General features: G+C 73.1%; 22 protein-coding genes and 1 tRNA gene. 12 read left to right on the top strand and 11 right to left on the bottom strand.

Going from position 1 to position 24122, the window contains the following annotated elements; translation table 11 throughout:
• Positions 1–49: 49 nt before the first annotated feature.
• Together ACGF1Z_RS10405 and ACGF1Z_RS10400 are read right to left on the bottom strand one after the other, a co-directional pair.
• Positions 50–1468, bottom strand: coding sequence for a DHA2 family efflux MFS transporter permease subunit (locus ACGF1Z_RS10405; RefSeq protein WP_393002026.1), 1419 nt, complete (start codon positions 1466–1468; stop codon positions 50–52).
• Positions 1469–1482: 14 nt separating this feature from the next.
• Positions 1483–2148: an NADPH-dependent FMN reductase gene (locus tag ACGF1Z_RS10400; protein ID WP_393002024.1), complete on the bottom strand. Its 666-nt coding sequence runs from the start codon at positions 2146–2148 to the stop codon at positions 1483–1485.
• Between the two features lie 128 nt (positions 2149–2276).
• Here ACGF1Z_RS10400 and ACGF1Z_RS10395 point away from each other — a divergent pair, with 128 nt between their 5' ends.
• Positions 2277–2966, top strand: coding sequence for a TetR/AcrR family transcriptional regulator (locus tag ACGF1Z_RS10395; protein ID WP_393002022.1), 690 nt, complete (start codon positions 2277–2279; stop codon positions 2964–2966).
• A gap of 170 nt (positions 2967–3136) precedes the next feature.
• Here ACGF1Z_RS10395 and ACGF1Z_RS10390 read toward each other — a convergent pair whose 3' ends face one another.
• The 3 genes from ACGF1Z_RS10390 to ACGF1Z_RS10380 form a co-directional block, all read right to left on the bottom strand.
• Positions 3137–3970: a hypothetical protein gene (locus tag ACGF1Z_RS10390; protein ID WP_393002020.1), complete on the bottom strand. Its 834-nt coding sequence runs from the start codon at positions 3968–3970 to the stop codon at positions 3137–3139.
• A gap of 97 nt (positions 3971–4067) precedes the next feature.
• Positions 4068–5114 (bottom strand): serine hydrolase domain-containing protein, encoded by a 1047-nt coding sequence (locus ACGF1Z_RS10385; protein WP_393002018.1) that lies wholly within the window; start codon positions 5112–5114, stop codon positions 4068–4070.
• A gap of 27 nt (positions 5115–5141) precedes the next feature.
• The gene (locus ACGF1Z_RS10380) at positions 5142–5612 is read right to left on the bottom strand and encodes an Lrp/AsnC family transcriptional regulator (protein WP_393002016.1); all 471 of its coding nucleotides are present in this window, start codon (positions 5610–5612) and stop codon (positions 5142–5144) included.
• A 93-nt stretch (positions 5613–5705) separates the two neighbouring features.
• Between ACGF1Z_RS10380 and ACGF1Z_RS10375 the strand changes: the two genes are divergently transcribed.
• Both ACGF1Z_RS10375 and ACGF1Z_RS10370 read left to right on the top strand, forming a co-directional pair.
• Positions 5706–6650 (top strand): LLM class flavin-dependent oxidoreductase, encoded by a 945-nt coding sequence (locus tag ACGF1Z_RS10375; RefSeq protein ID WP_393002014.1) that lies wholly within the window; start codon positions 5706–5708, stop codon positions 6648–6650.
• Positions 6647–7081, top strand: coding sequence for a nucleoside deaminase (locus ACGF1Z_RS10370; RefSeq protein ID WP_393002012.1), 435 nt, complete (start codon positions 6647–6649; stop codon positions 7079–7081). The genes ACGF1Z_RS10375 and ACGF1Z_RS10370 overlap by 4 nt, the downstream gene beginning before the upstream one ends.
• An 86-nt stretch (positions 7082–7167) precedes the next feature.
• Here ACGF1Z_RS10370 and ACGF1Z_RS10365 read toward each other — a convergent pair whose 3' ends face one another.
• The gene (locus ACGF1Z_RS10365) at positions 7168–8463 is read right to left on the bottom strand and encodes a homoserine dehydrogenase (RefSeq protein ID WP_393002010.1); all 1296 of its coding nucleotides are present in this window, start codon (positions 8461–8463) and stop codon (positions 7168–7170) included.
• A gap of 549 nt (positions 8464–9012) precedes the next feature.
• Between ACGF1Z_RS10365 and ACGF1Z_RS10360 the strand changes: the two genes are divergently transcribed.
• Positions 9013–9912, top strand: coding sequence for a class I SAM-dependent methyltransferase (locus tag ACGF1Z_RS10360; RefSeq protein WP_393002008.1), 900 nt, complete (start codon positions 9013–9015; stop codon positions 9910–9912).
• A gap of 226 nt (positions 9913–10138) precedes the next feature.
• On the opposite strand, the gene ACGF1Z_RS10355 is transcribed toward ACGF1Z_RS10360, so the two are convergent.
• From ACGF1Z_RS10355 to ACGF1Z_RS10340, 4 genes are all read right to left on the bottom strand, one after another.
• Entirely contained in the window at positions 10139–10339 is a 201-nt protein-coding gene (locus ACGF1Z_RS10355) for a hypothetical protein (protein WP_393002006.1), read from the bottom strand.
• 40 nt (positions 10340–10379) lie between these two features.
• Complete coding sequence (locus ACGF1Z_RS10350; RefSeq protein WP_393002004.1) at positions 10380–10865, bottom strand: Imm21 family immunity protein; 486 nt, start codon at positions 10863–10865, stop codon at positions 10380–10382.
• A gap of 279 nt (positions 10866–11144) precedes the next feature.
• A complete protein-coding gene (locus ACGF1Z_RS10345; protein WP_393002002.1) occupies positions 11145–12983 on the bottom strand; it encodes a TerD family protein in 1839 nt (612 codons plus the stop codon).
• 248 nt (positions 12984–13231) lie between these two features.
• Positions 13232–13304, bottom strand: a tRNA-Arg gene (locus tag ACGF1Z_RS10340).
• A gap of 261 nt (positions 13305–13565) precedes the next feature.
• Here ACGF1Z_RS10340 and ACGF1Z_RS10335 point away from each other — a divergent pair.
• The 8 genes from ACGF1Z_RS10335 to ACGF1Z_RS10300 all read left to right on the top strand — a co-directional run bounded on the left by ACGF1Z_RS10335 (position 13566) and on the right by ACGF1Z_RS10300 (position 23227).
• Positions 13566–15263 (top strand): dynamin family protein, encoded by a 1698-nt coding sequence (locus ACGF1Z_RS10335; protein WP_393002000.1) that lies wholly within the window; start codon positions 13566–13568, stop codon positions 15261–15263.
• Positions 15264–15606: 343 nt separating this feature from the next.
• Positions 15607–17523 (top strand): GTPase, encoded by a 1917-nt coding sequence (locus ACGF1Z_RS10330; protein WP_393001998.1) that lies wholly within the window; start codon positions 15607–15609, stop codon positions 17521–17523.
• 207 nt (positions 17524–17730) lie between these two features.
• Positions 17731–18192 carry a single-stranded DNA-binding protein gene (locus ACGF1Z_RS10325; protein ID WP_393001996.1) on the top strand — a complete coding sequence of 154 codons (462 nt, stop codon included), beginning with the start codon at positions 17731–17733 and terminating at the stop codon, positions 18190–18192.
• A gap of 248 nt (positions 18193–18440) precedes the next feature.
• Entirely contained in the window at positions 18441–19835 is a 1395-nt protein-coding gene (locus tag ACGF1Z_RS10320) for a Cys-Gln thioester bond-forming surface protein (protein WP_393001994.1), read from the top strand.
• A 233-nt stretch (positions 19836–20068) separates the two neighbouring features.
• Positions 20069–21733 (top strand): energy-dependent translational throttle protein EttA, encoded by a 1665-nt coding sequence (ettA, locus tag ACGF1Z_RS10315; RefSeq protein ID WP_393001992.1) that lies wholly within the window; start codon positions 20069–20071, stop codon positions 21731–21733.
• 8 nt (positions 21734–21741) lie between these two features.
• On the top strand, positions 21742–22167 hold the full coding sequence (locus tag ACGF1Z_RS10310) for an acyl-CoA thioesterase (protein WP_393001990.1): 426 nt from the start codon (positions 21742–21744) through the stop codon (positions 22165–22167).
• Positions 22164–22841 (top strand): hypothetical protein, encoded by a 678-nt coding sequence (locus tag ACGF1Z_RS10305; protein WP_393001988.1) that lies wholly within the window; start codon positions 22164–22166, stop codon positions 22839–22841. The genes ACGF1Z_RS10310 and ACGF1Z_RS10305 overlap by 4 nt, the downstream gene beginning before the upstream one ends.
• Positions 22838–23227, top strand: a complete 390-nt coding sequence (locus tag ACGF1Z_RS10300; RefSeq protein ID WP_393001986.1) for a GNAT family N-acetyltransferase — start codon at positions 22838–22840, stop codon at positions 23225–23227. The genes ACGF1Z_RS10305 and ACGF1Z_RS10300 overlap by 4 nt, the downstream gene beginning before the upstream one ends.
• 183 nt (positions 23228–23410) lie before the next feature.
• Here ACGF1Z_RS10300 and ACGF1Z_RS10295 read toward each other — a convergent pair whose 3' ends face one another.
• A complete protein-coding gene (locus tag ACGF1Z_RS10295) occupies positions 23411–24010 on the bottom strand; it encodes a hypothetical protein (protein WP_393001984.1) in 600 nt (199 codons plus the stop codon).
• Positions 24011–24122 lie beyond the last annotated feature (112 nt).

The raw sequence follows: 24122 nt of genomic DNA, 5'->3' as shown, positions 1-24122 counted from the left end.
GACACACTAGAGGGGGAGTCAGTTGGAAAACAAGACTGACAAGGGTGGGTCAGCGGAGGGCCCGCGGACGGCGGGGCAGCGCCAGGGCCGGCAGCAGGGCCAGGGCGATCAGACCCGCCGTCACCGCGTACGCGACGCGGAAGCCCGCCGGGTCGGCGCCCGCCGCGCCGAGGACGACCGAGCCGAGAGCGGTGCCGGCCGACGCCCCCACCTGCGAGTTGATGCTCAGCGCCGTACCGGCCGCCGCCATGCGCTCCCTCGGCAGGTCACGGCTCGCGGTGGTCATCGTCGGCATCAGGACCATGCCCGCGCCGACGCCCATCACCATCGCCGCCCCCGTCACCCGCCACGGGGCCACGTCCGGGATGCCGGTCTGCAGCGCGCTCAGGCCCATCCCGACCGCCGCGAGGGCGACACCCGCGGGGACCAGCCGGCGGGGCGAGGCGGTGTCGATGCGACGGGCTGCCACCTGCATGGTGAGACCGACGGCCAGCCCGACGGGCGTGCCGAGCAGCCCGGCCGCGCTCGCGCTCCATCCCCGCACCGCCTGCCAGTACACCGGGCCCAGCAGCATCGAGCCGAAGTACCCGCAGGTGAACAGCGCCAGGGTGACGACCCCGGCGGTGAACGTGCGGTCGCGCAGCAGCCGCAGGTCCAGCAGCGGCTCACGCGCCGTCAGGGCCCGCCGGACGAAGCCCGCGACGAGCAGGAGGCCCCCGGCCGTGGGAAGCAGCACCCCCGGGCCCGACCAGTCGCCGCCCGCGCCGCCGCGCGCCAACCCGTACAGGAGCAGGGCGAGACCCGGGGAGAGCATCAGCAGGCCGGGGACGTCCAGGCGCGGGGCCGCGGCGTCGGCGCGCGGCGCGTCGGCCGGCAGCAGCCGGCCCGCGAGGGCCAGCGTCAGCGCGCCCAGTGGCAGGTTGACCAGGAAGATCCAGTGCCAGGACGCGGCGTCGACGAGCCATCCGCCGAGCGCCGGCCCGATCACCGGGCCCACCAGTACGGGCAGTCCGCCCACGGACATCGCCCGCCCCATCCGGGCCGGGTCGGCGGCGCGCATCGTCATCGTCATGCCGACCGGCATCAGCAGACCGCCGCCGAGGCCCTGCACCGCGCGGAAGGCGATCAGGCTGGGCGCGTCCCAGGCGAGGGCGGCGAGCAGCGAGCCGAGGGTGAACAGGGCGAGCGCGGTCAGATAGGTGCGCCTGGCGCCGAAACGCCCGATGGCCCAGGCGCTGGTGGGGATGACGGCGGCGAGCGCGAGGGTGTAGGCGGTGGCGGTCCACTGGATGGTCGACAGCGGCGCCTGGAAGGCCTCGGCGAGGCTGCGCAGGGCGACGTTGACGATCGTCATGTCCAGGACCGCCATGACGGTGCCCAGCACGACGACCGTGAGGACCCGGCCGAGGGGCGAGACGGGCGGGCGGCCGGATGCCGCGCGCGGCGTGCGGAGCGGCGTGACGGTCACGGCCGGCACCGCCCTCAGCCCTGGTAGGGGAGGTCGGCCCGGGCGGTGCGCAGCGCCCTTCCCCACCAGGTGAGCTGGCTCAGCATGCCCTTGGCGGCCGACGCGGCGATCGCCGCGTCGCGCGGCGTGCCGTCCTCGCCGAGCCCGGACCAGGGGCCGTGCAGGCTCACCGCGTCGCGCACGGTGGTGGCGTGCAGCTCGGCGAAGACCAGCCGCAGCTGCTCGACGGCGCGCAGGCCGCCGCCGAGGCCGCCGTACGAGACGAAGCCGACCGGCTTCGCCTGCCACTCCGGGCGGTGCCAGTCGATCAGGTTCTTCAGGGCGGCCGGGAAGCTGTGGTTGTACTCCGGTGTGACGACCACGAAGGCCTCGGCGGCGGCCAGTCGCGGTGACACCCCGGCGAGCGCCGCGGCCGCCCGCGGGCTCGGCTTGGCTCCCCAGCCCGGCATGGCGAGCGGCAGGTCGATCTCGGCGAGGTCGACGACGTCGAGCTCCAGGCCGCCGTGCCGCTCGGCGAGGCCCAGGAACCAGTCGGTGACGGGCCGGGCCTGGCGGCCCTCGCGGACGCTGCCGACGAGGACCGCGACGCGCAGCGGGGTGTGTGCGGCGGCCGTCGGCCCGGACGCGGTGGCCTGCTCGGGTGCGGCGGCCGCCTCGGGCGTGGCGGTGGTCTCGGACATGGCGGAATCCCCCTCCGGGAACGGCCGGGACGCCTGGTGCGCCCGGCCTTCGATGAAGGTACAACGCTCGTTGTAAAAAGTGCAACGCTCGTTTTACCCGGCGGTCCGCGCAGCGATAAGGTGCCGTCATGAGCAGCACCAACGACGCCTGGACGGCACGGGCCCGGCGCGAGGTCCCGCCCCGCAAGCTGGAGAAACAGATCGCGGTGGTCCGTGCGGCCTGCGGGACCTTCGGCCGCGAGGGCTACGCGCGCGCCTCCGTCGACGCCCTGGCCGCCGCGGCCGGCGTCTCCACCCGCACGCTCTACAACCACTTCCCGCGCGGCAAGGCCCAGCTCTTCGAGACGGTCGTCACCTGGACCTCCCACGAGGTCAAGGACGCCCAACTGGCCCGGCTGCACGCCCTCGTGGACCCCGCACGGCCGCCCCACCCCGACGCCCTCGAACGCGACCTGGTCGCCCTCGCACGGGCGTTCACCGACCTCGTCGCCGAGTACCCCGACCACTTCGCGCTGGTCCGGCACCTCTCCGCCGAGGCCGACCACGTCCCCGAGGAGGTCCGCACCGCCTGGCAGGAGGCGGGACCGGGACCGGTCGGCGCCGCACTCGCCGCCGCCTTCACCGGGCTCGCCGGCCACGGCCTGCTCGACCTGCACGGCGACCCCGACCTGGCGAGCGGCCACTTCATGGCGCTCACCACCGGTGCCGTCGTCCAGCGCTCCCACTACGGCGTCCTGCCGCTCCCGCAGGCCGAGACCGACCGCATCCTCCGGGGCGGAGTGGCCGCCTTCGTACGCGCCTACCGCGCCGCCGCGTAGCGCCCGTCCGTACGGCGCCCCGTCGTCCGCCGGCCGCGCGGCGGGCCGGCCGGGCCGGGGCCGCACGGAGCGGTCGTCCGGCGCCACGGCCCCCGGGCCGGGGCCGTGCGGAGGCTTCGTCCCCTGCTCCGGCCGGCCGGGCCGCAGCCGTGCGGAGTCGTCGGCCCGCGCTACGCCCCGGCCGGGCCGGTGGCCTGCGGGTAGATCCGGGCGTCCCTCCGGGGCCCCGCCTGCGGGGCGAGGGCGAGGGCGAAGCCGTGGTTCGCGGCGACGGACCGGATGTACGCGGCGGACAGGGAACCCTGCCGCTCCAGGGTCAGCGCGGGCAGCCCCGCCCGGCCGACCCCCGCGGTGCGGTGGAAGGAGAGCACGCTCGTCGACACCGGCGCGTGGTGCGGGTACCGGAGCCGCGCCGCGCCGTCGTCGGCGTGCGCCAGCACCCGTACCCGCGGCTCGTCCCGGAAGTCCGCCACCACCGCCTCGCCGCGCCAATGGGGCAGCTCCCGCGAGCGGTTCGCCGAGGTGACGAACAGGAACGCGTCGCCCGTACGGTCCAGGGCCTCACCGAGGAAGGCGTTCGACGGGCAGTCCCGGCCCGGCGCGATCACCTGCACGGTCCGCACCCCGTCCCGGACGGCCGTCAGATGGCCGGGCAGCCGCTCCGCGGCCGGGCCGCGAAAGCCGAACGGGCCCAGCTCGTACAGCTCGTCGAGCAGCGACCGCACCTGCCGCCGGGGCAGCTCGGGGGGCAGCCGGGTCCAGTCGAAGAGCGCCGGGATGCCGGACGGCACGGTGGTGACGGACCCGACCCGACCCGGCGGACGGCCCTTCATCCGGTTGACCCACGCCACGACCTCCGGATCCGCGCCCGCGGTCAGCGCGTAGAAGTTGGCGAAGCCGTGCACCACCGCGCCGCCCGCTCCCAGCTCGTCCGCCGCTCGCCGTACGCCCTCCGGGTCGCTCAGGACCAGGTCCCTGACCAGTACCGCCCGCTCGTCTCCCACGGTCGCGCCTCCACTGCCCGTTCGCCCACCGACCACACACGTGATCGTTTACGCGTGCAACGAGCCCGGCCCGATCCGGTCACCGTGGCCCGCACCGTCACCGGGCGCCGAACACGGCCTGACGGAAGGCGTCGCGCACCGCGGTCACCGGGCCGGTGTCGCGGGTGAAGTAGAGCTTGTTGGTGAGCAGCACCGCCCAGCGTCCGCGTGACGGGCTGACCCACATGCCGGTGCCGGTGAAGCCGTAGTGCACCCACACGTCGTCCCGGACGGCGGTGCCCGGCGCGAGGTGCCAGAAGAGTCCGCGCACCGGGGCGAGCTCGCCCGTACGGACCCGCAGAGAGTCCGCGACCCACCCGGGGCCGAAGGGCGGCCGGACCGGATCGAGCACCTGGCGCAGGAAGCGCCCCAGGTCCCCGGTGGTGGAGAACGTTCCGGCGATCCCGCAGGCCCCGCCCAGCAGCCGGGTGGAGTAGTCGTGGACGGTGCCCTGGAGATGGGCGCCGGTGTCGGCGTCGTACTCGGTCGGCGCGGTCCGCGCCGCCTGCCGCGGCGGCAGCGGACCGTACCGGGTGTCCGTCATGGCGAGCGGCGCCCAGACCCGCTCGGCGGCGAGCCGCGCCAGGGGCCGGCCGGTGAGGTGTTCGGCCAGGTAGCCGAGGACCAGCGCCGCCCGGTCGGTGTACTCGACGGCCTCCCCGGGCCGCCGCCGCAGCACCTCGCGCAGCACCCCGTCGCGGACGTCCTGCGGATCGGTGCCGTACAGCGCCCGCAGATTGGCCCGCAGGGGCAGACCGGCCGTGTGGGTGAGGAGCTGGAGGACCGTCACGTCCCCCAGCGGGTGGCCGGCGACCTCGGGCCAGAAGGAGCCGAGCCGCACGTCGAGCGCGAGCTTGCCGGACTCGACGAGCGTGCCGACGACCGGCCACACGGCGATCACCTTCGTGAGGCTGGCCAGGTCGAACAGCGTGTCGGCCCGCACCGGTTCGCCGCCCGCCGGTGCCGGCGCGAGCACCCCGGCGGCCCCGCCCGCCACGGGCCCGCGGGCGTCACCGAGGGCCCAGGCGGCCCCGGGGAAGACCCGGCCGCGGACCCCGTCCTGGAGGATCCGTTCGATGCGCGCAGCGCCGAGCGTCGTGTTCACCTCAGATGTCTACCCAGCCGGGGGCGTCTATCCGGCGGGCGGCGTCCGGTCTGCGGGCCGCTCGGGCCCCCGCCGGGGGAGGGGCTGGCTGTAGACGACGCTCGTCGTCGTGCTCCCGAGGCCGGCCAGCTCGTCGACGAGGGACTCCAGGTGCGCCATGGAGGTCGCGGCCACCTTCAGCGTGTAGCAGTCGTCGCCGGTGGTCCGCAGGCACTCCAGGATCTCGCGCCGCTCGTCGAGCAGCCGGTGCAGCGGCTGATGGCGGTTGCCGGGGTACTTCAGGCGGACGACGGCGAGCACCGGATAGCCGACCTTCGTGAGGTCGACCGTCGCCCGGTAGCCGGTGATGACGCCCAGCGCCTCCAGCTGGCGCACCCGTTCCGTGGTGGCCGACGGCCCGAGGCGGACCCGGCGCCCCAGCTCACTGAGGGAGATCCGGGCCTCCTGCTGCAACTGCTCGATGATGGCCCAGTCGACGTCGTCGAGATTCGCGCCCATCCGGCGACCTTACCGGTGAATTCCCGGGAAGCAGCCCGGAAGACCGGGAGAACGCTCTTCATCGGGCCGAGATCACGGGGATAGCCTCGCAGCATGCAACTTGGCGTCAACGTACCGAACTTCGGGCCGGGCACCGATCCCGGCGTCCTGCGCGCGTGGGCCCGGACCGTGGAGGACCTCGGCTACGACCTGCTCATGGTGTCGGACCACGTCGCCGTCACGCCGGACGTGGCCGAGCGGTACCCGGAGCCCTTCTACGAGCCGTTCACCACGCTGTCCTGGCTCGCCGGGCTCACCACCCGGGTGCGTCTCGGCACCACGGTCCTGGTCCTGCCGTACCGGCACCCGCTGCTCGTCGCCCGCATGGTCGCCAACCTCGACCGGCTCAGCGGCGGCCGGCTCGTCCTCGGCGTCGGGGTCGGCTGGGCCCGTGAGGAGTTCGCGGCCCTCGGCGTGCCGTACACGGCCCGGGGCCGGCTCACGGACGAGCACCTGGAAACGCTCCGGGACGCGCTGCGCACGACGGGCGGCGAGCGGGGGAGCGCGGCGGGGGCCGGAGTGGGATCCGGGGAGGGATCCGGAGCTGGGGCGGGAGCGGGGGCCGGAGTGGGGGCCGGAGTGGGCGCCGGAGCCGGGCCGGGAGTGGGGTCCGGGAGCGGTCCCGGCTCCGCCGTGCCGATCTGGGTCGGCGGCAACAGTGAGGCCGGGATTCGGCGCGCGCAGCAGTACGGGGACGCCTGGCATCCGCTGCGCGGCACCGTGTCCTGGATGCGGTCCGTCGTGGAGCGTCACCGACTCCCGGGCCTCGCGCCCCGCATCGCCCTGCGGCTCACCGACGCGCCGGTCGAGGACCCGGAGCGGCCGGCCGGGGTCGGCACCCTCGACCAGGTCCTCGACGACCTCGACCAACTGCGCGCCCTCGGCGCCCACACCGTCGTACTCGACCCCTACCACGGCGACCCCGAGGAGACCCGCCGGCCGCACACGGCCTGGCAGGCACTCGCCGCCGTCGCCGACCACCGGAGGACAGCACCGTGATCACCCCCGCCGACGAGGCACTCCTGCGCCGCGCCGTCGCCCTCGCCGCCCGCGCCGTCGACCTGGGCGACGCCCCGTACGGTTCCCTGCTCGCCGCTCCCGACGGCACCGTGCTCGCCGAGGCCCACAACACGGTCCGCCGCGACGACGACATCACCGCCCACCCGGAGCTGAAGCTCGCCCGCTGGGCGGCCCGCGAACTGGACCCGGAGACGGCCGCCGGCACGACGATGTACACCAGCTGCCAGCCCTGCGGCATGTGCGCCGGCGCCCTGGTGCGCTCTGGCCTCGGCCGGGTCGTCTTCGCCCTGTCCACCGCCCAACTGGTCTCCCTCAACCCGGAGTCGGGCGCCTGGCCGACCGTCGCCGAGGACGGCCCGGCCCTCCTCGCCGAGGCGCGCGTGCCGATCGAGCGGTACTACCGGGGTTAGCGCCCACGCGCCTCGGGCCCCCGCGGGGGTCGGGCCGCGGGGATCGGGTTCTGGCGCGCGCCGCGGGGCGGGGGGCGTGGCGGGGCTCAGGCCTCCACGATGCGGAGCATGCCGCCGATGCCCAGGACGCTGTCGAGGCCGCGGAGTTCCCCGACGGCCTTCCGCATCGCGCCCTCCGCGGTGCGGTGGGTGATGAAGACGACGCGCACCCGTGACGCGCCCTCCTCCTGGGTGATGGAGCGGATCGACACCCCGTGGCGCCCCAGGACGCCGGTCACCTCGGACAGGACGCCCGGCGCGTCGGCGACGTCCAGCCTGAGGTAGTGGGGGTGCGCGAGCAGCTCCGTGGGCCGGAGCGCCGCGGGGCTGCCGAGCGGCACCGCGCGATGGGTGCCGCGGCGCACGTGGTCCGCCGCGGTGACCAGGTCGCCGAGGAGCGCCGACGCGGACGGCAGGCGACCGGCCCCGTGCCCGTAGAACATCTGGTCGCCGGCCGCGCTGCCGTGCAGGAAGACCGCGTTGAAGGTGTTGCGTACGTGGGCGAGCGGGTGGTTCCGGTCCACGAGCGCCGGGAAGACCTGGACGCCGACCTCCCGCTCGCCGGTGCCCGTGGTCCCGAAGACGTCGGCCTTGGCCACGGACTTGATGACGTACCCGAAGCGTTCGGCGATCTCGAAGTCCTCGCGCTGCAGCCGCTCGATCCCCTCGCGCTCGACGTCGTCGGCGGCGATCGCCCGCTTGAAGGCGAGCGAGGCGAGGATGGCCAGCTTCGACGCGGCGTCCGCGCCGCTCACGTCGTTGGCCGGGTCGGGCTCGGCGTAACCCGCCTCCTGCGCCTGGCGCAGAACCTCGTCGTAACCGAGCCCCTCCTCGGACATGCGCGTCAGCATGTAGTTCGAGGTGCCGTTGACGATGCCGAGGACGCTGGTGACGTCCTCGCCTAGGAACGACTCCCGGAGCAGGCGGAGGATCGGCACGGAGGCGACGGCGGCCGTCTCGAAGAACAGGTCGACCCCGGCGGCGTCGGCCGCCGCGTAGAGCTCGGGGCCGTGCTCGGCGATCAGCTCCTTGTTGGCCGTGACGACGGGCTTGCCGGCGCGGAGGGCCGCGAGCACATGGCTGCGGGCGGGCTCGATGCCGCCCATCACCTCGACCACGACGTCGATGTCGTCGGCGTCCGTGACCGCCTGCACCTCCTCGGTGAGGACCGCGTCCGGCAGGCCCGGGCGTTTCCTTCCGGCGTCCCGTACGGCGATGCGCGTCAGGCGGAGATCGAGGCCGTTGATCTCCCGGATCTCCGGAGCCCGGCTCAGAAGAAAATCTGCGAAAGCCGCTCCGATATTACCGGCGCCCAGTATGCCCACGCTTATGCTGCGATACATGGCCGGAGCATACACGTCGGGCGTGTTCCGGTACGGACGATTTTCGCGTTGTCTCGCATGGTGAAACCATCGGCGAATTTCCGCAGTCCCGCGAGGGTGAAGCGGGCGGGCGCAGGGCCTTGGATGCCTTGTGGCGGCAGGCTCCGGCGAGGGTGACCGCAAAGCCGCGCGTACGGATCCGGGCCGCCCGCTCGTCGTGACCCGCTGAGGTGCCGTAGCTGGCCGAGGCTCCGATTCGACGAAAAGAAACCGCCGACGACGCAGCCCCCTTCGGTGAGGAATTAAGGAGGAATTCTGAAGTGGTGACGAGAGAATACATGGCGCCCCCCCCGAGAGGTGTCGGAGGAAAGGGAAAGAGTAATTACTCCCTCTCCCGACGCCCCGGCGGCGCGGAATGCGAACCGGCGGAGGTGCGGGCGCGCGGCGGCCGGTGGACGATCGAAGAGGTGGCGGCCTCGGCGGGAAGGCCGTCCGGCACTGCCCGACAGGTGAAGAGGTCCCGGACATGGAATCGCTCGACGGCATCTTCCGGCCCGACCTGGCGGCGCCGTGACCGCGGGCGCGCCGGGCGGCGGGCGTTACGGCGAGGACGCGTTCCGGCCCGAGGCGGCGGGCGAGGGCGAGCGCATCGACTTCGGGGCGCTCGCGTACGACGACATCACCATGGCGCGGCTGCGGGCCCTCGGTGCGGGGCAGGGCTGGCACTGCCTGGACGTGGGGGCCGGCACGGGCACGGTCTCCCGGCGCCTCCTGGAGGAGGCGGGGGTGGAGAGCGTGCTCGCCGTGGACCGCGACGTGCGCTTCCTCGCCGAGCGGCCGGTGCCGGGCCTGACGCCGCTGGAGGCCGACGTCACGGCCCCCGACTTCGCGCCCGGCCGGTTCCACCTCGTCCACGCGCGCTTCGTCCTGATGCACCTGCCGGAGCGGGAACGCGTCATCAGGGCGCTGGCCGAACTCGTCGAGCCGGGCGGCGTGCTGGTGCTCAGCGACGCCGTCGACCTGACGAGCGACCTGGCGGGCGACGGGACCGGTGACGAGGCGGGTGGCGGGGCAGTCGGCGCCACGCGTGACGGGGCGGGCGCCGGGACGCGCGGCGCCATGCCCGGCACGCCGTACGCCGAGGTGATGCGGGCGATGTGGCGGGGGCTGCGGGACACCATCGGGACCGACGTCTCCTGGGTGCCCTCGTACCCGCACCTGCTGCGCGCGGCGGGGCTGCACCCCGTCGCCGCCGAGATCCATGTGCCGCCGCTGGTGCCGGGCAGCCCCATCAGCCACTTCTGGACGGACACGTGGGAGCGCAGCAGGGCGGCGATGCTCGCCACCGGCCTGGTCGACGACGCGGCCGTCGACGCGGCGATCCTCTACCTGCACTCCGACGAGTGCGCCGCGCTCTCGGCCGGGATGCTCACCGCCTGGGGCCGTAAACCCGAGGAACGAGCCGCCTGAGCCGACCGCCTGGAGCACCCCTGAGCCGGCCGCTTCGGGGTCGCCTGACCGGAATCCACCGGACGTATCCGGTCACCGAGGGCATCGCGCCGCCCGCGACACGCCCGACCGAAAGCCGCCCTCGACCAGCAAAAAGACCCGACGCGCCGGAGAGCCCGGAGGCCCTGCGCATCCCTGACGCGGACGACCCCCACTGCGGCGGCGTCTACGACGCAACCGCCTGGGCCTAGTAGCTCTTCGTCACGTCGGGCGAACTCCGCGGGCGCCGGCCCCGCGGTCCAGGGCCGTCCGGCCTCCAGCCGGCCGATGTTGAGCCGGCGGCGGCATCGCGCACGGTGACGAACCGCACGCCGGTGCCGACCTCGGTGAACACGTCGCCGTCTTCGGCGGTGGGATAGGCGTCGGGGCTGAGATCGGCGCAGTACATGACCGCATCCCACCAGAGGGAGGGTCCGTCGGCTGATCGATTATTCGGGCAGCAGGCGTTCCAGCATGAACTGCGTCTTGGGGTCGGGATCGACGATCAGCGACTGAACGCGATAGCGGCCCGGTGACAGTTCGACGCGGAGCGCCTCCGCCGGCTGCTGTGCATGTCGCAGGGAACCGAGGATCCTGTCGGCCTCGTAGGCGGCGTCGGCCAGGACGTATCGTCCTCCGAGTTCGAGGGTGAGGACGTCCTTCCAGCCGTCGGCGGATCCGGCGGCGTGGACGGCGGACAGCAGTCCCGTGTCGTCATCGGCGTAGCACCAGCGCGCGAACGTGAGGGGCTTGGCGAGCCAGGTGATGGACAGGGGCTCGGCGCCGAGCGTCAGGATGTCGCGGCCGGCCATCCGCAGGGCCGAGACGTACTCCTCCATCACCTCGTCCGCCTCGGTCCCTTCCCATGTCGGGAGGAGTTCCTCCGGGATGAGCGCGTAGCGGGCGAAGTCGGTGCCGTCGAGCCAGGTAGCCATGCGGCGGATCATCACACCCGCGTCTGACAACCGTCGAGTGCGGCCGCGAGAGTGGATCAGAGGGGCTCGGCCGTGGCCGGGCCCTCTGCTGTGCCAGTTCGCCGGAGGCGGAGGGAGGAGAAGCCCAGGGCAGGGTACGGCCTTGCGGCCAGTCAACGTAGACGACTGCCCAGAACCCCGACCTCACGGAGGCGCCCTGCACGGGCAGCGCAACCACGAGCCCTCTCTCTGCACCCGATGCACTGTGGCACCCCCCCGCCCTCTGGCAGGCGACGAGGGTTACTCCACGTCGACGCCGTATCCCCGTACGAGGGTCTCCAGACCATGGTCGTAGCCCTGGCCGACGGCGCGGAAGCGCCACCTCGGGCCCCGGCGGTAGATCTCGGCGAGGAGCAGGGTGCGTTCGCTGGTGGCGGCGTCCAGAGTGGCCTGGGCCGTGGCCGGGGCGTCGATGCCCGGGGCGAGGGTCATCTGGACCGCTCCGATGTCCCCGAAGGTGGCGGCACCGTCGATGGCGGCGGCGATGGCGATCCTGTGGGCGGCGGGGGGCAGTGCCGCGAGGTCGACGGCGATGGTCTGCTCCGTCGGGCCGTCGCAGAGGAGACGGATGGCTCCGTCGGGGCTTTCCGGCGCGCTGTAGAAGACGAAGTCCCCGTCGCAGGAGACCTGCTCGTCCTCGTCGAGGACGAAGGCGACGACGTCGATCTCGCAGTTCGTCTGTTGCGCCCAGGAGGCACTCACGTGCCAGTGGCCGGCGGTGGAGAGTGTGGGGAGGTCGATGACTCCGCCGCGCGGCAGGACGTCGGTCATCGCACCGTCCTGGGCGGGGACGTCGGCAGGCTCGGAGGCGGGGGATCCGAGCCATCCGTGGGCGTGGACCGGAAGCCCCAACGCGGTGATGCGGGTCATGCGGCGGTCGAGTTCGCCCCCGGGGAAGAGGACGACGTCGGTGACGCTCGCCGAGAGGTTGATGGCTGCGGTCCCACCCAGCTCGACGACCCTGGCCCGGGCAGCGGACGCCTCCTCGTGGGTGCCGCCAAGGATCAGTACCCGCCGACGGCCGAACGGCTTGGCGGAATGCTTCGGCTCGGGCCGCCTGGGCGCCGGCACGTCAGCGACAGCTGCGGTCGCAGCGGGGGACGGCGTGGGCGCTGTGGCCGGGGCCGCCGCTTCCGGGGCCTTCTTCGGAGTCTGATTCTCGTGCGGTGTTCCGGAACGCACCTCTCCCAGCAGCTTGAGGAACGTGTGCTCGTCGATGACCGTGACGCCTTCGGCGATCGCGCGCCGCGCCTTCGCCGAGCCCGAGGCCGCGTCGTTGGTGACGAGAGCACTGGTGTGCCGACTGACCGACGACATGATGTTCAGCCCGGCGGCGACAGCCCGGGCCACCAGCTCGGCCCGGGAGGTCGCGGTCTCGCCCGTGATGGCGATCTTCATGCCCTGGACGAGCGGATCGCCGGGTGCCAGACGACCCGGGTTCCGGTAGGTGCACGGGGTCTTCGGCGGATTCGGCGCGAACTGGGGATCCTGCCGGGGAGGGCAGGGCACCAGTGGCAGCGGGACGTCCAGCCGTGCGGCTTCGGAGAGGGAGGAGCGGAAGATTCCCGCGAGGACGCGAGTGTCGTCCAGTGCGTCATGAGCGCTGGTCTGCGGCACGCCGTAGTGGGCGGCCAGGGACGCCAGGCTGAGGTCGGCGGCGGGCGGTTCCACCCGTCGGTTCAGGGCCAGGGTGCACAGGCGCTGGGTGACCGGGAGATAGAGCCGGGCGCGGGCGAACTCATGGGCCAGAAAGTCATAGTCGAACTGTGCGTTGTGGGCCACCATGACGCGGTCCTGCAGGAGCGCTCCGATCCGTCCGGCTACGTGCTCGAAGGTCGGGGCGCCGCTCAGCCGCTCCGCGGTCAGGCCGTGGATGTGCACGGGCCCGGGGTCGCAGCCCGGGTTCAGCAGGGTGGAGTACTCGCCGGTCTGAGTCCCGTCCGGCCCGAAGGTCAGCACCGCGATCGAGAGGATCCGGTCACGCCGGGCGATCAGACCGGATGTCTCGACGTCGACCAGAGCCCAGTCGTACGCGTAGTCGGGCAGCTGTGACACGTCGAGCGCGGCGGCGAGAGACATGCCGGTAAGGATGATCCGGGCATGATCGTGCCTTCAACCCGAATGCCGATTTATCCCTTTGGTGCTGCCGAGAGACGTCCCGAAACTTCGGGCCGATTTCGGGCCGAACGGCCGCCGGAGGCCGTCTCTGGCCGGTTTCAGCCGGACGGATCGAGCCATCGGGGGCTCTCTCGCCGACCGCCCTGTCCACGGCTGAAAACCGCCCCTGACCAGCAAAAAGACCCTCCCGAAGGAGGGTCTTGGCGGAGCGCCCCCGGCAGGACTCGAACCTGCGGCCAAGTGCTTAGAAGGCACCTGCTCTATCCGCTGAGCTACGGGGGCCTGGGATGGTCGGGTCAAGGATAGGGCTCCGATCCCCTTGGCCCGGTTGCTTCACCTGCGTGGCACGATGTGGAGGTTCGGTGAAGCGGTCCGATAATCGCAGGCAGGTGCGATTCGCGCAGCGCTTTTCGCGCCACTCGGGCCGGGTGTTGTGCACTCGTTATGCCTGAGGTCCCCGGCTACATCCGTTCGGTCGGCGCGCGCAGCCCCAATACGCTTCAAAAAGGCTCCAAAATTGGGCATTCTTCGCATGTGGTGACCTTGGACGAACGGCCTCAGCTGATCGACGCACTCTCCGCCCTGCGCGACCGTGTCGCCGCCGTGCGCCTTCCTCTCCCCCTCCCCGGCGCCCCCCGCGCCCGGCAGACCCGGGCCGAGCTGCTCGCGCAGCTCGACGACTACTTGGTGCCCCGACTGAAAGATCCCGACGCCCCGCTGCTCGCGGTCGTCGGCGGGTCCACCGGCGCGGGGAAGTCCACGCTGGTCAACTCGCTCGTCGGGCGGCGGGTCAGCGAGGCCGGAGTGCTCCGCCCCACCACCCGTACACCCGTGCTGGTCTGCCACCCCGAGGACCACCACTGGTTCGCCGGCATGCGGGTCCTGCCCCAACTGACCCGCGTCTGGCTGCCGCAGCAGGACGACGACCACCCGGCCGAGGAGCCGCCCGAGGACAACGCGCTGCGCGTCGAGACGGCCGCCACCCTGCCCCGCGGACTCGCCCTCCTCGACGCGCCCGACATCGACTCGCTCGTCGTCGAGAACCGTCTCCTCGCCGCCGAGCTGATGTGCGCCGCCGACATCTGGGTCATGGTCACCACCGCCTCCCGCTACGCCGACGCCGTCCCCTGGCACCTCCTGCGCACCGCGAAGGAGTACGACGCCACGCTCGTCACCGTCCTCGACCGTGTCCCCCACCAGGTCATCGGCGAGGTCTCCCGGCAGTACGAGGCGCTGCTCGACAAGGCCGGGTTCGGCGACCTGCCCCGGTTCACCATCCCCGAACTCCCCGAGTCCACCGGCGGCGGCAGCGGCCTCCTGCCCGACAACGCCGTCGCCCCGCTGCGCGGCTGGCTCGCCCACTGCGCCCAGGACCCGGCCGCCCGTCAGCAGGCCGTCGGCCGTACCGCCGCCGGCGTGATCAACTCCCTCGACACCCGCATGCCGGAACTCGCCGGGGCCGTCGCCGCCCAGTACGCCGCGGCGGTACGGCTCGGCGCCGCCGTCGAGTCGGCCTACGCCGAGCAGGGGAAGCGGGTCCGCGAACTCGTCCGGCGCGGCGCCGTGCTCGCCGGGGACGCCCGCACCCGCTGGCGCGGCTACCCCCGCGACAGCTCCGCCGACGAACTCCTCGACTCCCTCGCCGAATCCCTCGCGGCGCTCCTGCAGTGCGCCGTCGCCGCGGCCGACGAGCGGGTACGGGACGCCTGGCGCCGCGAACCCGCCGCGGGCGCGCTCGCCCCGGCGGGCGCCCCCGCCTTCCGTGACCCCCGCGGGGACGAGGGCCGGGACGCCGGCGAACGGATCGCCATGACCGTACGGCGCTGGCGCCGCGTCCTGGAGGAGATGGTCGAGGAGGAGGTGGGCGCGATGGACAGCCCGGCCACCCTGCGCGGTACGGGCAGGGGCTCGATGCGCTCCGGGAAGGGCCCGGGACGGGGCTCCGCGCGCGCCGCGGCCGCCGCAGGGCCCGACAACGAGACGCTCACGGCCCTGCTCGCCGCCGTCCTCCTGGGTGGCCGCCGCACCCGCGCCGCCGGCGACCGGCTGGCCGAACTCCTCGGCGCCCAGGGCGCCCTGCTCCTCCGCGACAAGGGCGGCGAGCTGCTGCGGAGCTACCTCGACCGCGCCCTGCACACCGAACGCGACCGGCGTCTCGCGCCCCTCGACGCCCTCGACGTGACCCCCGAGCCGCAGGCCGAGCTGATCGCCGCGCTCTCCGTCCTGCAGAAGGAGAAGTGACGCAGTGGAGGACCGAGTCGACGCAAGGGAGCCGGGGGGCTTCGGGGATGCCGGGGGCTCCAGGGGTTCCGGAGGTGCGGGGGGCATGGCGGCCGTGCGAGGTGTGAGTGGCGCGATGGGCGTGCGAGGCGCCGGGGGCTCGGGGCGCTCAGGTGGTTCGGGGGGTGCGGGGGACGCAGGTGGTGCCGGGGGCTCGGCGGGTTCCGCAGGCGCGATGGACGCCCCGGCGTCCAGGGGCCTCCTGGGGCCCACGAGTGCTGTCGGGTCCACGCGTCCCCCGGGGGCGACGAGTCCCTCGGGGTCCCCGCAGACGAGCTCCGCCGACGGGTCGGCCCAGCGCCCGGTGACCGGCGCCGCGGCCCCCGACCGTAACGGCTCCGAGACCCGCCCCGGCCCCGGCCCGGACCCCCGCCCCGGCCCCGACCCGGGCCCCGGCTCCGCTGACGCCCCCGCCGCCACCCCCGCCCCCACCCGCTGGGACGACGGCCTCATCGCCCGCCGGGCCGCCGATCGTGCCGCCCTGGCCGGCGAGCCGCATGCGGGCGTCCCGCAGCCGGAGGCGGACGACGACGAGGGCGGCCTGCCGCTCCTCGGCGGGGCCTACGGCGGCGCCCTGCGGACCCGCCTCGACGCGCTGCACGAGCTCGTCGGCCTGTCCCGCGCCCGGGTCGAGGCGGAGGCGCTGGCCGAGGCGGGGCGGGTGCTCGACGAGGCGGCCGCCCGGCAGCGGCTGTCGGCGCGGCACACCGTCGTCGCCATCGCCGGGGCCACCGGCAGCGGCAAGTCCACGCTCTTCAACGCCCTCGCCGGCGTGCCCGTGTCCGAGACCGGCCTGCGCCGTCCCACGACCGCCGCGCCGCTGGCGCTGAGCTGGTCGGAGGGCGCCGCGGGGCTGCTCGACCGGCTCGGGATCCCCGGCCGGCTGCGGCGCAGGCCGCTCGCGGGCGGTGCGGCGGATGCCGACCTCCAGGGCCTGGTCCTCATCGACCTGCCCGACCACGACTCGGCCGTCGTCGCCCACCGGGACCAGGTGGACCGGCTGCTCGGCCTCGTCGACGCCGTGATCTGGGTGGTGGACCCCGAGAAGTACGCGGACGCCGCCCTGCACGAGCGCTACCTGCGGCCCCTCGCCGGACACGCCGAGGTCACCTTCGTCGTCCTCAACCAGATCGACCGGCTCGGCAGCGAGGTCGCCGACCTCGTCCTCGACGACCTGCGGCGCCTTCTCGACGAGGACGGGGTGGCGCTCGGCGAGCACGGCGAGCCGGGCGCGACCGTCCTCTCCCTCTCCGCGCTGACGGGGGAGGGCGTGCCGGAACTCCGGGAGATGCTGGGCGGGTTCGTGCAGGAGCGCACCGCGCCCGAGCGGCGGCTCGCCGCCGACGTCGACGCGGCCGCGGCCCGGCTGAAGCCGGTGTACGTGGCGGACGGCCGGCCGGGGCTCGGCGAGCGGGCCAGGGAGGACTTCGCCGACCGTCTGGCGGTCGCGGTCGGCGCCCAGGCGGCGGGGGAGGCCGCCGAGCGGGTCTGGCGACGCGGCGCCATCCGCGCCTGCGGGACGCCGTGGCTGCGGCTCTACCGCTGGTACGAGCGGGTCCGCGCGCACGGCAGCACGGACCCGCGCCTGAACGTCCCGGTCGAGGAGGAGCTGACCGCACGCCAACGGGTCGAGCAGGCGGTACGGATCGTGTCCGACGAGGCCTCGCGCGGGCTGCCGGGGCCGTGGGCCCAGGCGGTGCGGGAGGCCGCCCTGCGCGGGGCGGACGGGCTGCCGGAGGCGCTGGACGAACTGACCGTGACGATGGGCGACCCGGCGGCCCGCCCGCCGCGTCCGGCGTGGTGGCCGGCGGCGGTGCTGGCCCAGATGGTGATGACCTTCCTGCAGATCTTCGGCGCGGTGTGGCTGGTCGGCCAGATCGTGGGCGTGGTGGAGCCGCTGCTGTGGCCACCGGTCCTGATCATGGTGGGTGGGATCGTCGGCGGGCCGCTGGTGGAGTGGGCGTGCGCGGCGGCGGTGCGGGGGCCGGCGAAACGGTACGGGCAGGAGGCCGAGCGGAAGCTCCGCGAGGCGGCGGCGGCCTGCGGCCGGGCGCGGGTGCTCGATCCGATCGCCGCGGAACTCATGCGCTACCGGGAGGTGCGCGAGCAGTACGTGACGGCCTCCGGCGCGACGCGGGTGCCGGGCCGGGGCGGCAACGGCGGCCGCTTCGGCGGGTCCCGGCTCGGACCGACGAGGGCGAGCGTGACGCGGGTCCGCTGAGGCGGGTCCGCTGAGACGGGTCTGTTGACGTGGGTCTCTTGATACGGGTCTGCTGACGCGGTGCTGCCTGCCTGACCGTCACTACCCGTTCGAGTGGCGGAGTTGTCCACAGTCGTCCCCTTGTCCACAGGCTCCAGCGGATTTCTGCGGTTCGGCCCACCATGGGCGGTGAACGCACGATCCGAAGGCCGGACGAGGGGTGGAGACATGAGCGAGACGACGGTGACGCTGGTCGGCAACGTGGCGACGAACGTGGAGTACCGGGAGACGCCGGCCGGAGGGGTGGCACGGTTCCGGTTCGCGGTGCCGGTCCGGCGCTGGGACCGGGAGCGGGCGGCGTGGACGGACGGGCCCACCAGCTTCTACACGGTGTCGGCCTGGCGCTCGCTGGGGGTGAACCTGGCGGCGTCGGTGTCCGTGGGGGAACCGCTGGTGGTGCACGGCAGGTTGAAGGTGCGCGAGGAGGAGCTCGACGGGCGCCGCAAGACCTTCGTCGACGTCGTCGCGACCGCGGCGGGCCACGACCTCACACGGGGCACGGCGGCGTTCCGGAGGGCGGTGCGGCAGAATCCGGAATTGCAACCTCCGGATGTGACCGCATCCGACCCGTGGCAGTCCCCACCACCGGACCCCGACGCCGTCAACAGCACTTTGGTAACCGTCTCCTGACCATGCGTTGCGGGGATTTGTCGACACCGTGACCAGCGGTTTCCCCGTCAACTTCCGCGGCTGATAACGATTTCGAGTCGGTATGGTTATCGGACCGCACTAGCGGACACAGGGGGGTTTCGCGCTCCCTAGGATTCCCTGTACTCATGAGGCGCTTGCTTCCAGTGGGTCAGTGAGTCTGCTGGCAGGTGCTCCCCCCACGCGTATCGATCGATGACCGCGGAGCAGCCTGCCCGGAGGGGAAATCCATGTTTTCTGTACGGAGGCGCGGCGCTGCCCGCCTTGCCGCAGCGGCCGCGATCACGGGTCTGGTCGCCGCCGGTGCGATAGCCGTCGCGGGACCTGCGATGGCCGACGAGGCCGACCAGGGCACGGGTGGCGCGACCGCCACGCTCGGTGACCTGAAGATCTACGCCAAGGTCAAGATCAAGGGCCTCGGCTGGGACGTCAACGCCGGTCTCTTCGAGATGAACGTGAAGTCCGGTGGGTCCATTCAGACCTACTGCATCGACTTCCACACCGACGCCCTCAAGGGCAAGGAGTACGACGAGGTCGGCTGGGACCAGTCGTCGCTCCACAACAACCCGAACGCCGGCAAGATCCGCTGGATCCTGCAGCACTCCTACCCGCAGGTGAACGACCTCGACGACCTGGCCAAGAAGGCCGGCGCCGACAAGCTCACCAAGGAGACCGCCGCCGCCGCCACCCAGGCCGCCATCTGGCACTTCTCGGACAAGATCGAGGGCACCCCCCACGACGCCGACGCGGCCAAGCTGACGAAGTACCTGGAGGAGAAGGCCGAGAACGTGGAGGAGCCCAAGGCTTCTCTCAGCCTCTCCCCGTCCTCCGTGGCGGGCAAGGCCGGCGAGCGTCTCGGTCCGATCACCGTGGACACCAACGCCGAGACGGCCGCGGTCTCTCTCACGCCCGGGGCCCCCGCCGGTGTGAAGATCGTGGACAAGGACGGCAAGGTCGTCAGCTCCGTCTCCAAGGGCGAGAGCAAGATCTACTTCGACGTCCCGGCCGGCACCGCCGACGGCAGCGCCGAGGTGAGCGTCCAGGGCGACACCACGGTTCCGATCGGTCGCGCCTTCGTCAGCAAGAAGGTCAAGAGCCAGACCCTGATCCTGGCCGGCACGAGCACCTCCACGGTGAGCGCCAAGGCCACCGCGAGCTGGGCCAAGCAGGGCGCCGTCCCGGCCGTCTCGGCCGTGAAGAACTGCGCCAAGGGCGGCGTGGACATCACCGCGTCCAACGAGGGTGACGAGGACTGGTCCTTCGAGCTGAAGGGCCAGAAGCACACCATCGCCGCCGGCAAGTCCGAGACCTTCACCGTCCCGGTCGCCGAGGACGAGGCCTACAAGTTCACCATCACCGGCCCGAACCGCTTCGAGAAGGTCGTCGAGGGCGTCCTGGACTGCAAGACGTCCACCCCGGGCCCGAAGCCGTCCGAGACCCCGGCTCCCTCGGAGTCCCCGGCCACGGCCGGCGGCAGCACCTCCGGTACCACCGGTGGTGGCGACCTCGCCGAGACCGGTAGCTCCAACGCCACCCCGATGATCGCCGGCATCGCTGCCGCGCTCGTCGTGATCGGCGGCGGCGCGGTCTTCTTCCTCCGTCGGAAGAAGCCGGCCGGCCAGTGAGCCGACTGCGCAGGCAGTAAGCGGTAAGGCATGACGAGAACGGCCCCGTCGCGCAGCGCGCGACGGGGCCGTTCTCGTCACGTCCGCGAGCCACCGACGGTGACCGGGCGGTCACCAGCGCTCCTGAGAAGCCCCAGATCAGGCGGCCGACGCGGTACTGGTTTCCGCCGACGGGGCTCGGTCAGGCAAGATGGGGTGTATCTGCCCACTCACTCTTTGCCGGACGGTTTCTCTTGGCTGAGTACATCTACACGATGCGCAAGACGCGCAAGGCGCACGGCGACAAGGTCATCCTCGATGACGTGACGCTGAGCTTCCTGCCCGGTGCGAAGATCGGTGTGGTCGGCCCGAACGGTGCCGGTAAGTCCACCGTCCTCAAGATCATGGCCGGCCTGGAGCAGCCCTCCAACGGTGACGCGTTCCTCTCGCCCGGCTACTCCGTCGGCATCCTCATGCAGGAGCCGAAGCTCGACGAGTCCAAGACGGTCCTGGAGAACGTCGAGGACGGCGTCGCCGTGATCAAGGGCAAGCTCGACCGGTTCAACGCGATCGCCGAGGAAATGGCGACGAACTACACCGACGAGCTCATGGAGGAGATGGGCAAGCTCCAGGACGACCTGGACCACGCCAACGCGTGGGACCTCGACGCCCAGCTGGAGCAGGCCATGGACGCCCTGGGCTGCCCGCCCGGCGACTGGCCGGTCAACAACCTCTCCGGTGGCGAGAAGCGCCGCGTCGCGCTCTGCAAGCTGCTGCTGGAGGCCCCCGACCTGCTGCTGCTCGACGAGCCCACCAACCACCTCGACGCCGAGTCGGTGAACTGGCTGGAGCAGCACCTGGCCCAGTACAAGGGCACCGTCGTGGCCATCACCCACGACCGGTACTTCCTCGACAACGTGGCCGAGTGGATCCTCGAGCTCGACCGCGGCCGCGCCCACCCGTACGAGGGCAACTACTCGACCTACCTCCAGAAGAAGGCCGAGCGCCTCAAGGTCGAGGGCAAGAAGGACGAGAAGCGCGCCAAGCGCCTCAAGGAAGAGCTCGAGTGGGTGCGGTCCAACGCCAAGGGGCGTCAGGCCAAGTCCAAGGCGCGTCTGGCGCGCTACGAGGAGATGGCCGCCGAGGCCGACAAGATGCGGAAGCTGGACTTCGAGGAGATCCAGATCCCGCCGGGCCCGCGTCTGGGCTCCGTCGTGGTCGAGGTCAACAACCTCTCCAAGGCCTTCGGCGACAAGGTCCTCATCGACGACCTGTCCTTCACGCTGCCGCGTAACGGCATCGTCGGCGTCATCGGCCCGAACGGCGCCGGCAAGACCACGCTCTTCAAGATGATCCAGGGCCTGGAGACGCCGGACTCCGGCGAGATCAAGGTCGGCGAGACCGTCAAGATCTCGTACGTGGACCAGTCCCGCGCCAACATCGACCCGAAGAAGACTCTCTGGGCGGTCGTCTCGGACGAGCTGGACTACATCAACGTCGGCCAGGTCGAGATGCCGTCCCGCGCCTACGTGTCCGCGTTCGGCTTCAAGGGCCCGGACCAGCAGAAGCCGGCCGGCGTGCTCTCCGGCGGTGAGCGCAACCGCCTGAACCTCGCGCTCACCCTCAAGCAGGGCGGCAACCTGCTGCTCCTCGACGAGCCGACCAACGACCTCGACGTCGAGACCCTGTCCTCGCTCGAGAACGCGCTCCTCGACTTCCCCGGCGCGGCGGTGGTCGTCTCCCACGACCGCTGGTTCCTCGACCGGGTCGCCACGCACATCCTGGCGTACGAGGGCGACTCCAAGTGGTTCTGGTTCGAGGGCAACTTCGAGTCGTACGAGAAGAACAAGGTCGAGCGGCTCGGCCCGGACGCCACCCGTCCGCACCGCGCCACCTACAAGAAGCTCACCCGAGGCTGATCGTTCTCATGGCACGACACATCTACGCCTGCCCCCTGCGCTGGTCGGACATGGATGCCTTCGGGCACGTCAACAACGTCGTCTTCCTCCGCTATCTGGAGGAGGCACGGATCGACTTCATGTTCCGGCTCGCGCCGGGGAACGGGAGCCCGTCGTTCTCCGGAGGGTCCGTCGTGGCCCGCCACGAGATCGACTACGTACGGCCGCTGGTCCACCGGCACGAGCCGGTGACCATCGAGTCCTGGGTCACGAAGATGGGCGCGGCGTCGCTGACGATCGCGTACGAGATCAAGGACCCGGACGTGACGTACGTGCGCGCCCGGACGGTGGTCGTGCCGTTCGACCTCGCAGAGCAGCGCCCGCGCCGGATCTCCGACGAGGAGCGGGCGTTCCTCAAGGAGTACATGGACGACGGGATGACGTCCGCCGCATGACCGCCATCGCGCCGCTGCACTTCGCCGACCCCAGGGAGGCGGCGGGACTCGCCGCCTTCCTGCGCCGGCTGCTGCACTACGACCGTGCCGCCGCCGTCCGCCTCCAGGCCGGCGGCGGCGCGCTCGCCGTGTTCGGGCGCCCGTCGTCCTTCGAGGTGCTCGCGATCCGCACCGCGCGGCTCGTGGACGCGGTGGACCTGGACGTGACCGTCTCCGCCGGTGAACTCCTCGAAGGCATCGAGGAGTCGGCGGGCAAGGCGGTCGTCCCCGACTCCGTCACCGGCCCGCCGTGGGCCGGGGTACTGCCGCCCCGCGGCGGCTGGGAGCCCGTCGCCGGGCTGCCGTCCGCCGACGGCATACGGGGCGCGGTCGCCGCGGCGGTCACCGAGTTCCGCTCCCGCGACGAGGCCCTGCCCGAGGAGCGGCGCACCCGGGCCGAGCGCGACCGCATGGGCCGCGAGATCTGGTCCCGCACCCTCGCCGGCACGGGCCTGCCGCTGCGCGCCGCGCACGCGGCCCAGTCCCTCGGATTCCTGCCGCGGCTCCCCGACGAGGAGCTGCCGGTGGTCCTCTTCGCCTCCGGCCCGTGGCTCCGGCTCCGCACCCCGTACGGCTCGGTCGCCCTGCGGACCGCCCCGATGGCCCTGAGCGTGACGCCGGGCGCCCCCCGGTGATCACCCCCGTGGTCGAGGGGCCGCTCACCGGCCCCGAGGTCGACGAGCTCTTCCACGCCTCCTGGCCCGGCCACCGGGGCACCGACTTCGCCCCGGTCCTCGCCCGGCGCCTGCTGCACGTCACCGCGCGCCGCGACGGGCGGCTCGTCGGCTATGTGAACGTGGTCGGCGACGGGGGCGTGCACGCCTTCCTGCTCGACACCACCGTCCATCCGGACGAGCGCCGGGCGGGCCTGGGCGTCGCTCTCGTCCGGGCCGCCGCCGAGGCCGCGCGGGAGCGCGGGGCGCACTGGCTGCACGTGGACTGCGAGCCCCACCTCACCCGCTTCCACGAGAGGTGCGGCTTCCGCCCCACCGCCGCCGGCCTGATGGACCTGCGGGCCTGAGCCCCCGGGCCCGCCCGCGGGCCCGAGCCCCTGTGCCCGCCCGCCGGCCCGAGGCCCAGCGCGCCCGCCGGTCCGAGGCCTGGCGCCCGCTTCGGCCATGAGGTCCGGCCCCCGCCGTCGGGCGAGGTCCCGACGTCCCCGGGGACGGACGGCCGGACCCGCCTCACCACGTCGGCCCCCGCCTCACCACATAGGCCCGTCCCGCCGCCCCTCCCCGGCGAGTGCCAGTCCCGACAGCGCCGCGCACAGGGTGAGCAGGACCGCCGGGACGACCAGGGAGCCGTGGGCCACGTTGTCCTCGGCCAGGATCGGGTCCATGCGGTGCGCGGGGTCGTAGGCGATGTCGACCTTCGTGCCCGCCGCGCCGATACGCTTCTCCGCGGTGAAGTCCGACGGATAGCCGCCGTCGCAGACCAGCGGATGGTGGTAGAGCCGCTTCTCGCCCGGTGCGCCCTCGCCGAAGGTCGGGTGGTACGTCATCCTGGCCTCGCCGGTGATCTCGCAGGCGGCGACCTCGGCGCGGATGCGGGAGTCCCGGGCCTCCACCCACACGGCGCCCAGGCCCGCCACGAGCAGGACCGCGGCGACGATGCTGCCGCCCTCGCGGAACAGCGCGTCGTGCGCGAAGAGGGCGAGGCCGGCGAGGGCGAGGCCCGCCAGGAGCGCGAGCACGGCCGGGACGCGGACGGGGCTGTGCATGCTCCAGCCCGCCCACAGGTGCAGCAGGACACCGGCGCCGGCGGGTACGAGCACGGCGCCTGCGTACGACACGGTCTTCGTCACGGGTCACCCCCCGGCCAGGGAGACGCCCCTGCCCGGAGGCCGGTTCCGCCGACCGGCCCGTTCCGTCCGCGGCCCCGCGCAGCCGGCAGACCGACCGGTCCCGTCAGCGGAC

The organism is Streptomyces sp. NPDC048018, from assembly GCF_043202995.1.
GTDB lineage: Bacteria > Actinomycetota > Actinomycetes > Streptomycetales > Streptomycetaceae > Streptomyces.
The sequence above is the reverse complement of the archived record's forward strand: the minus strand, read 5'-3'. Positions and strand labels throughout refer to the sequence as shown.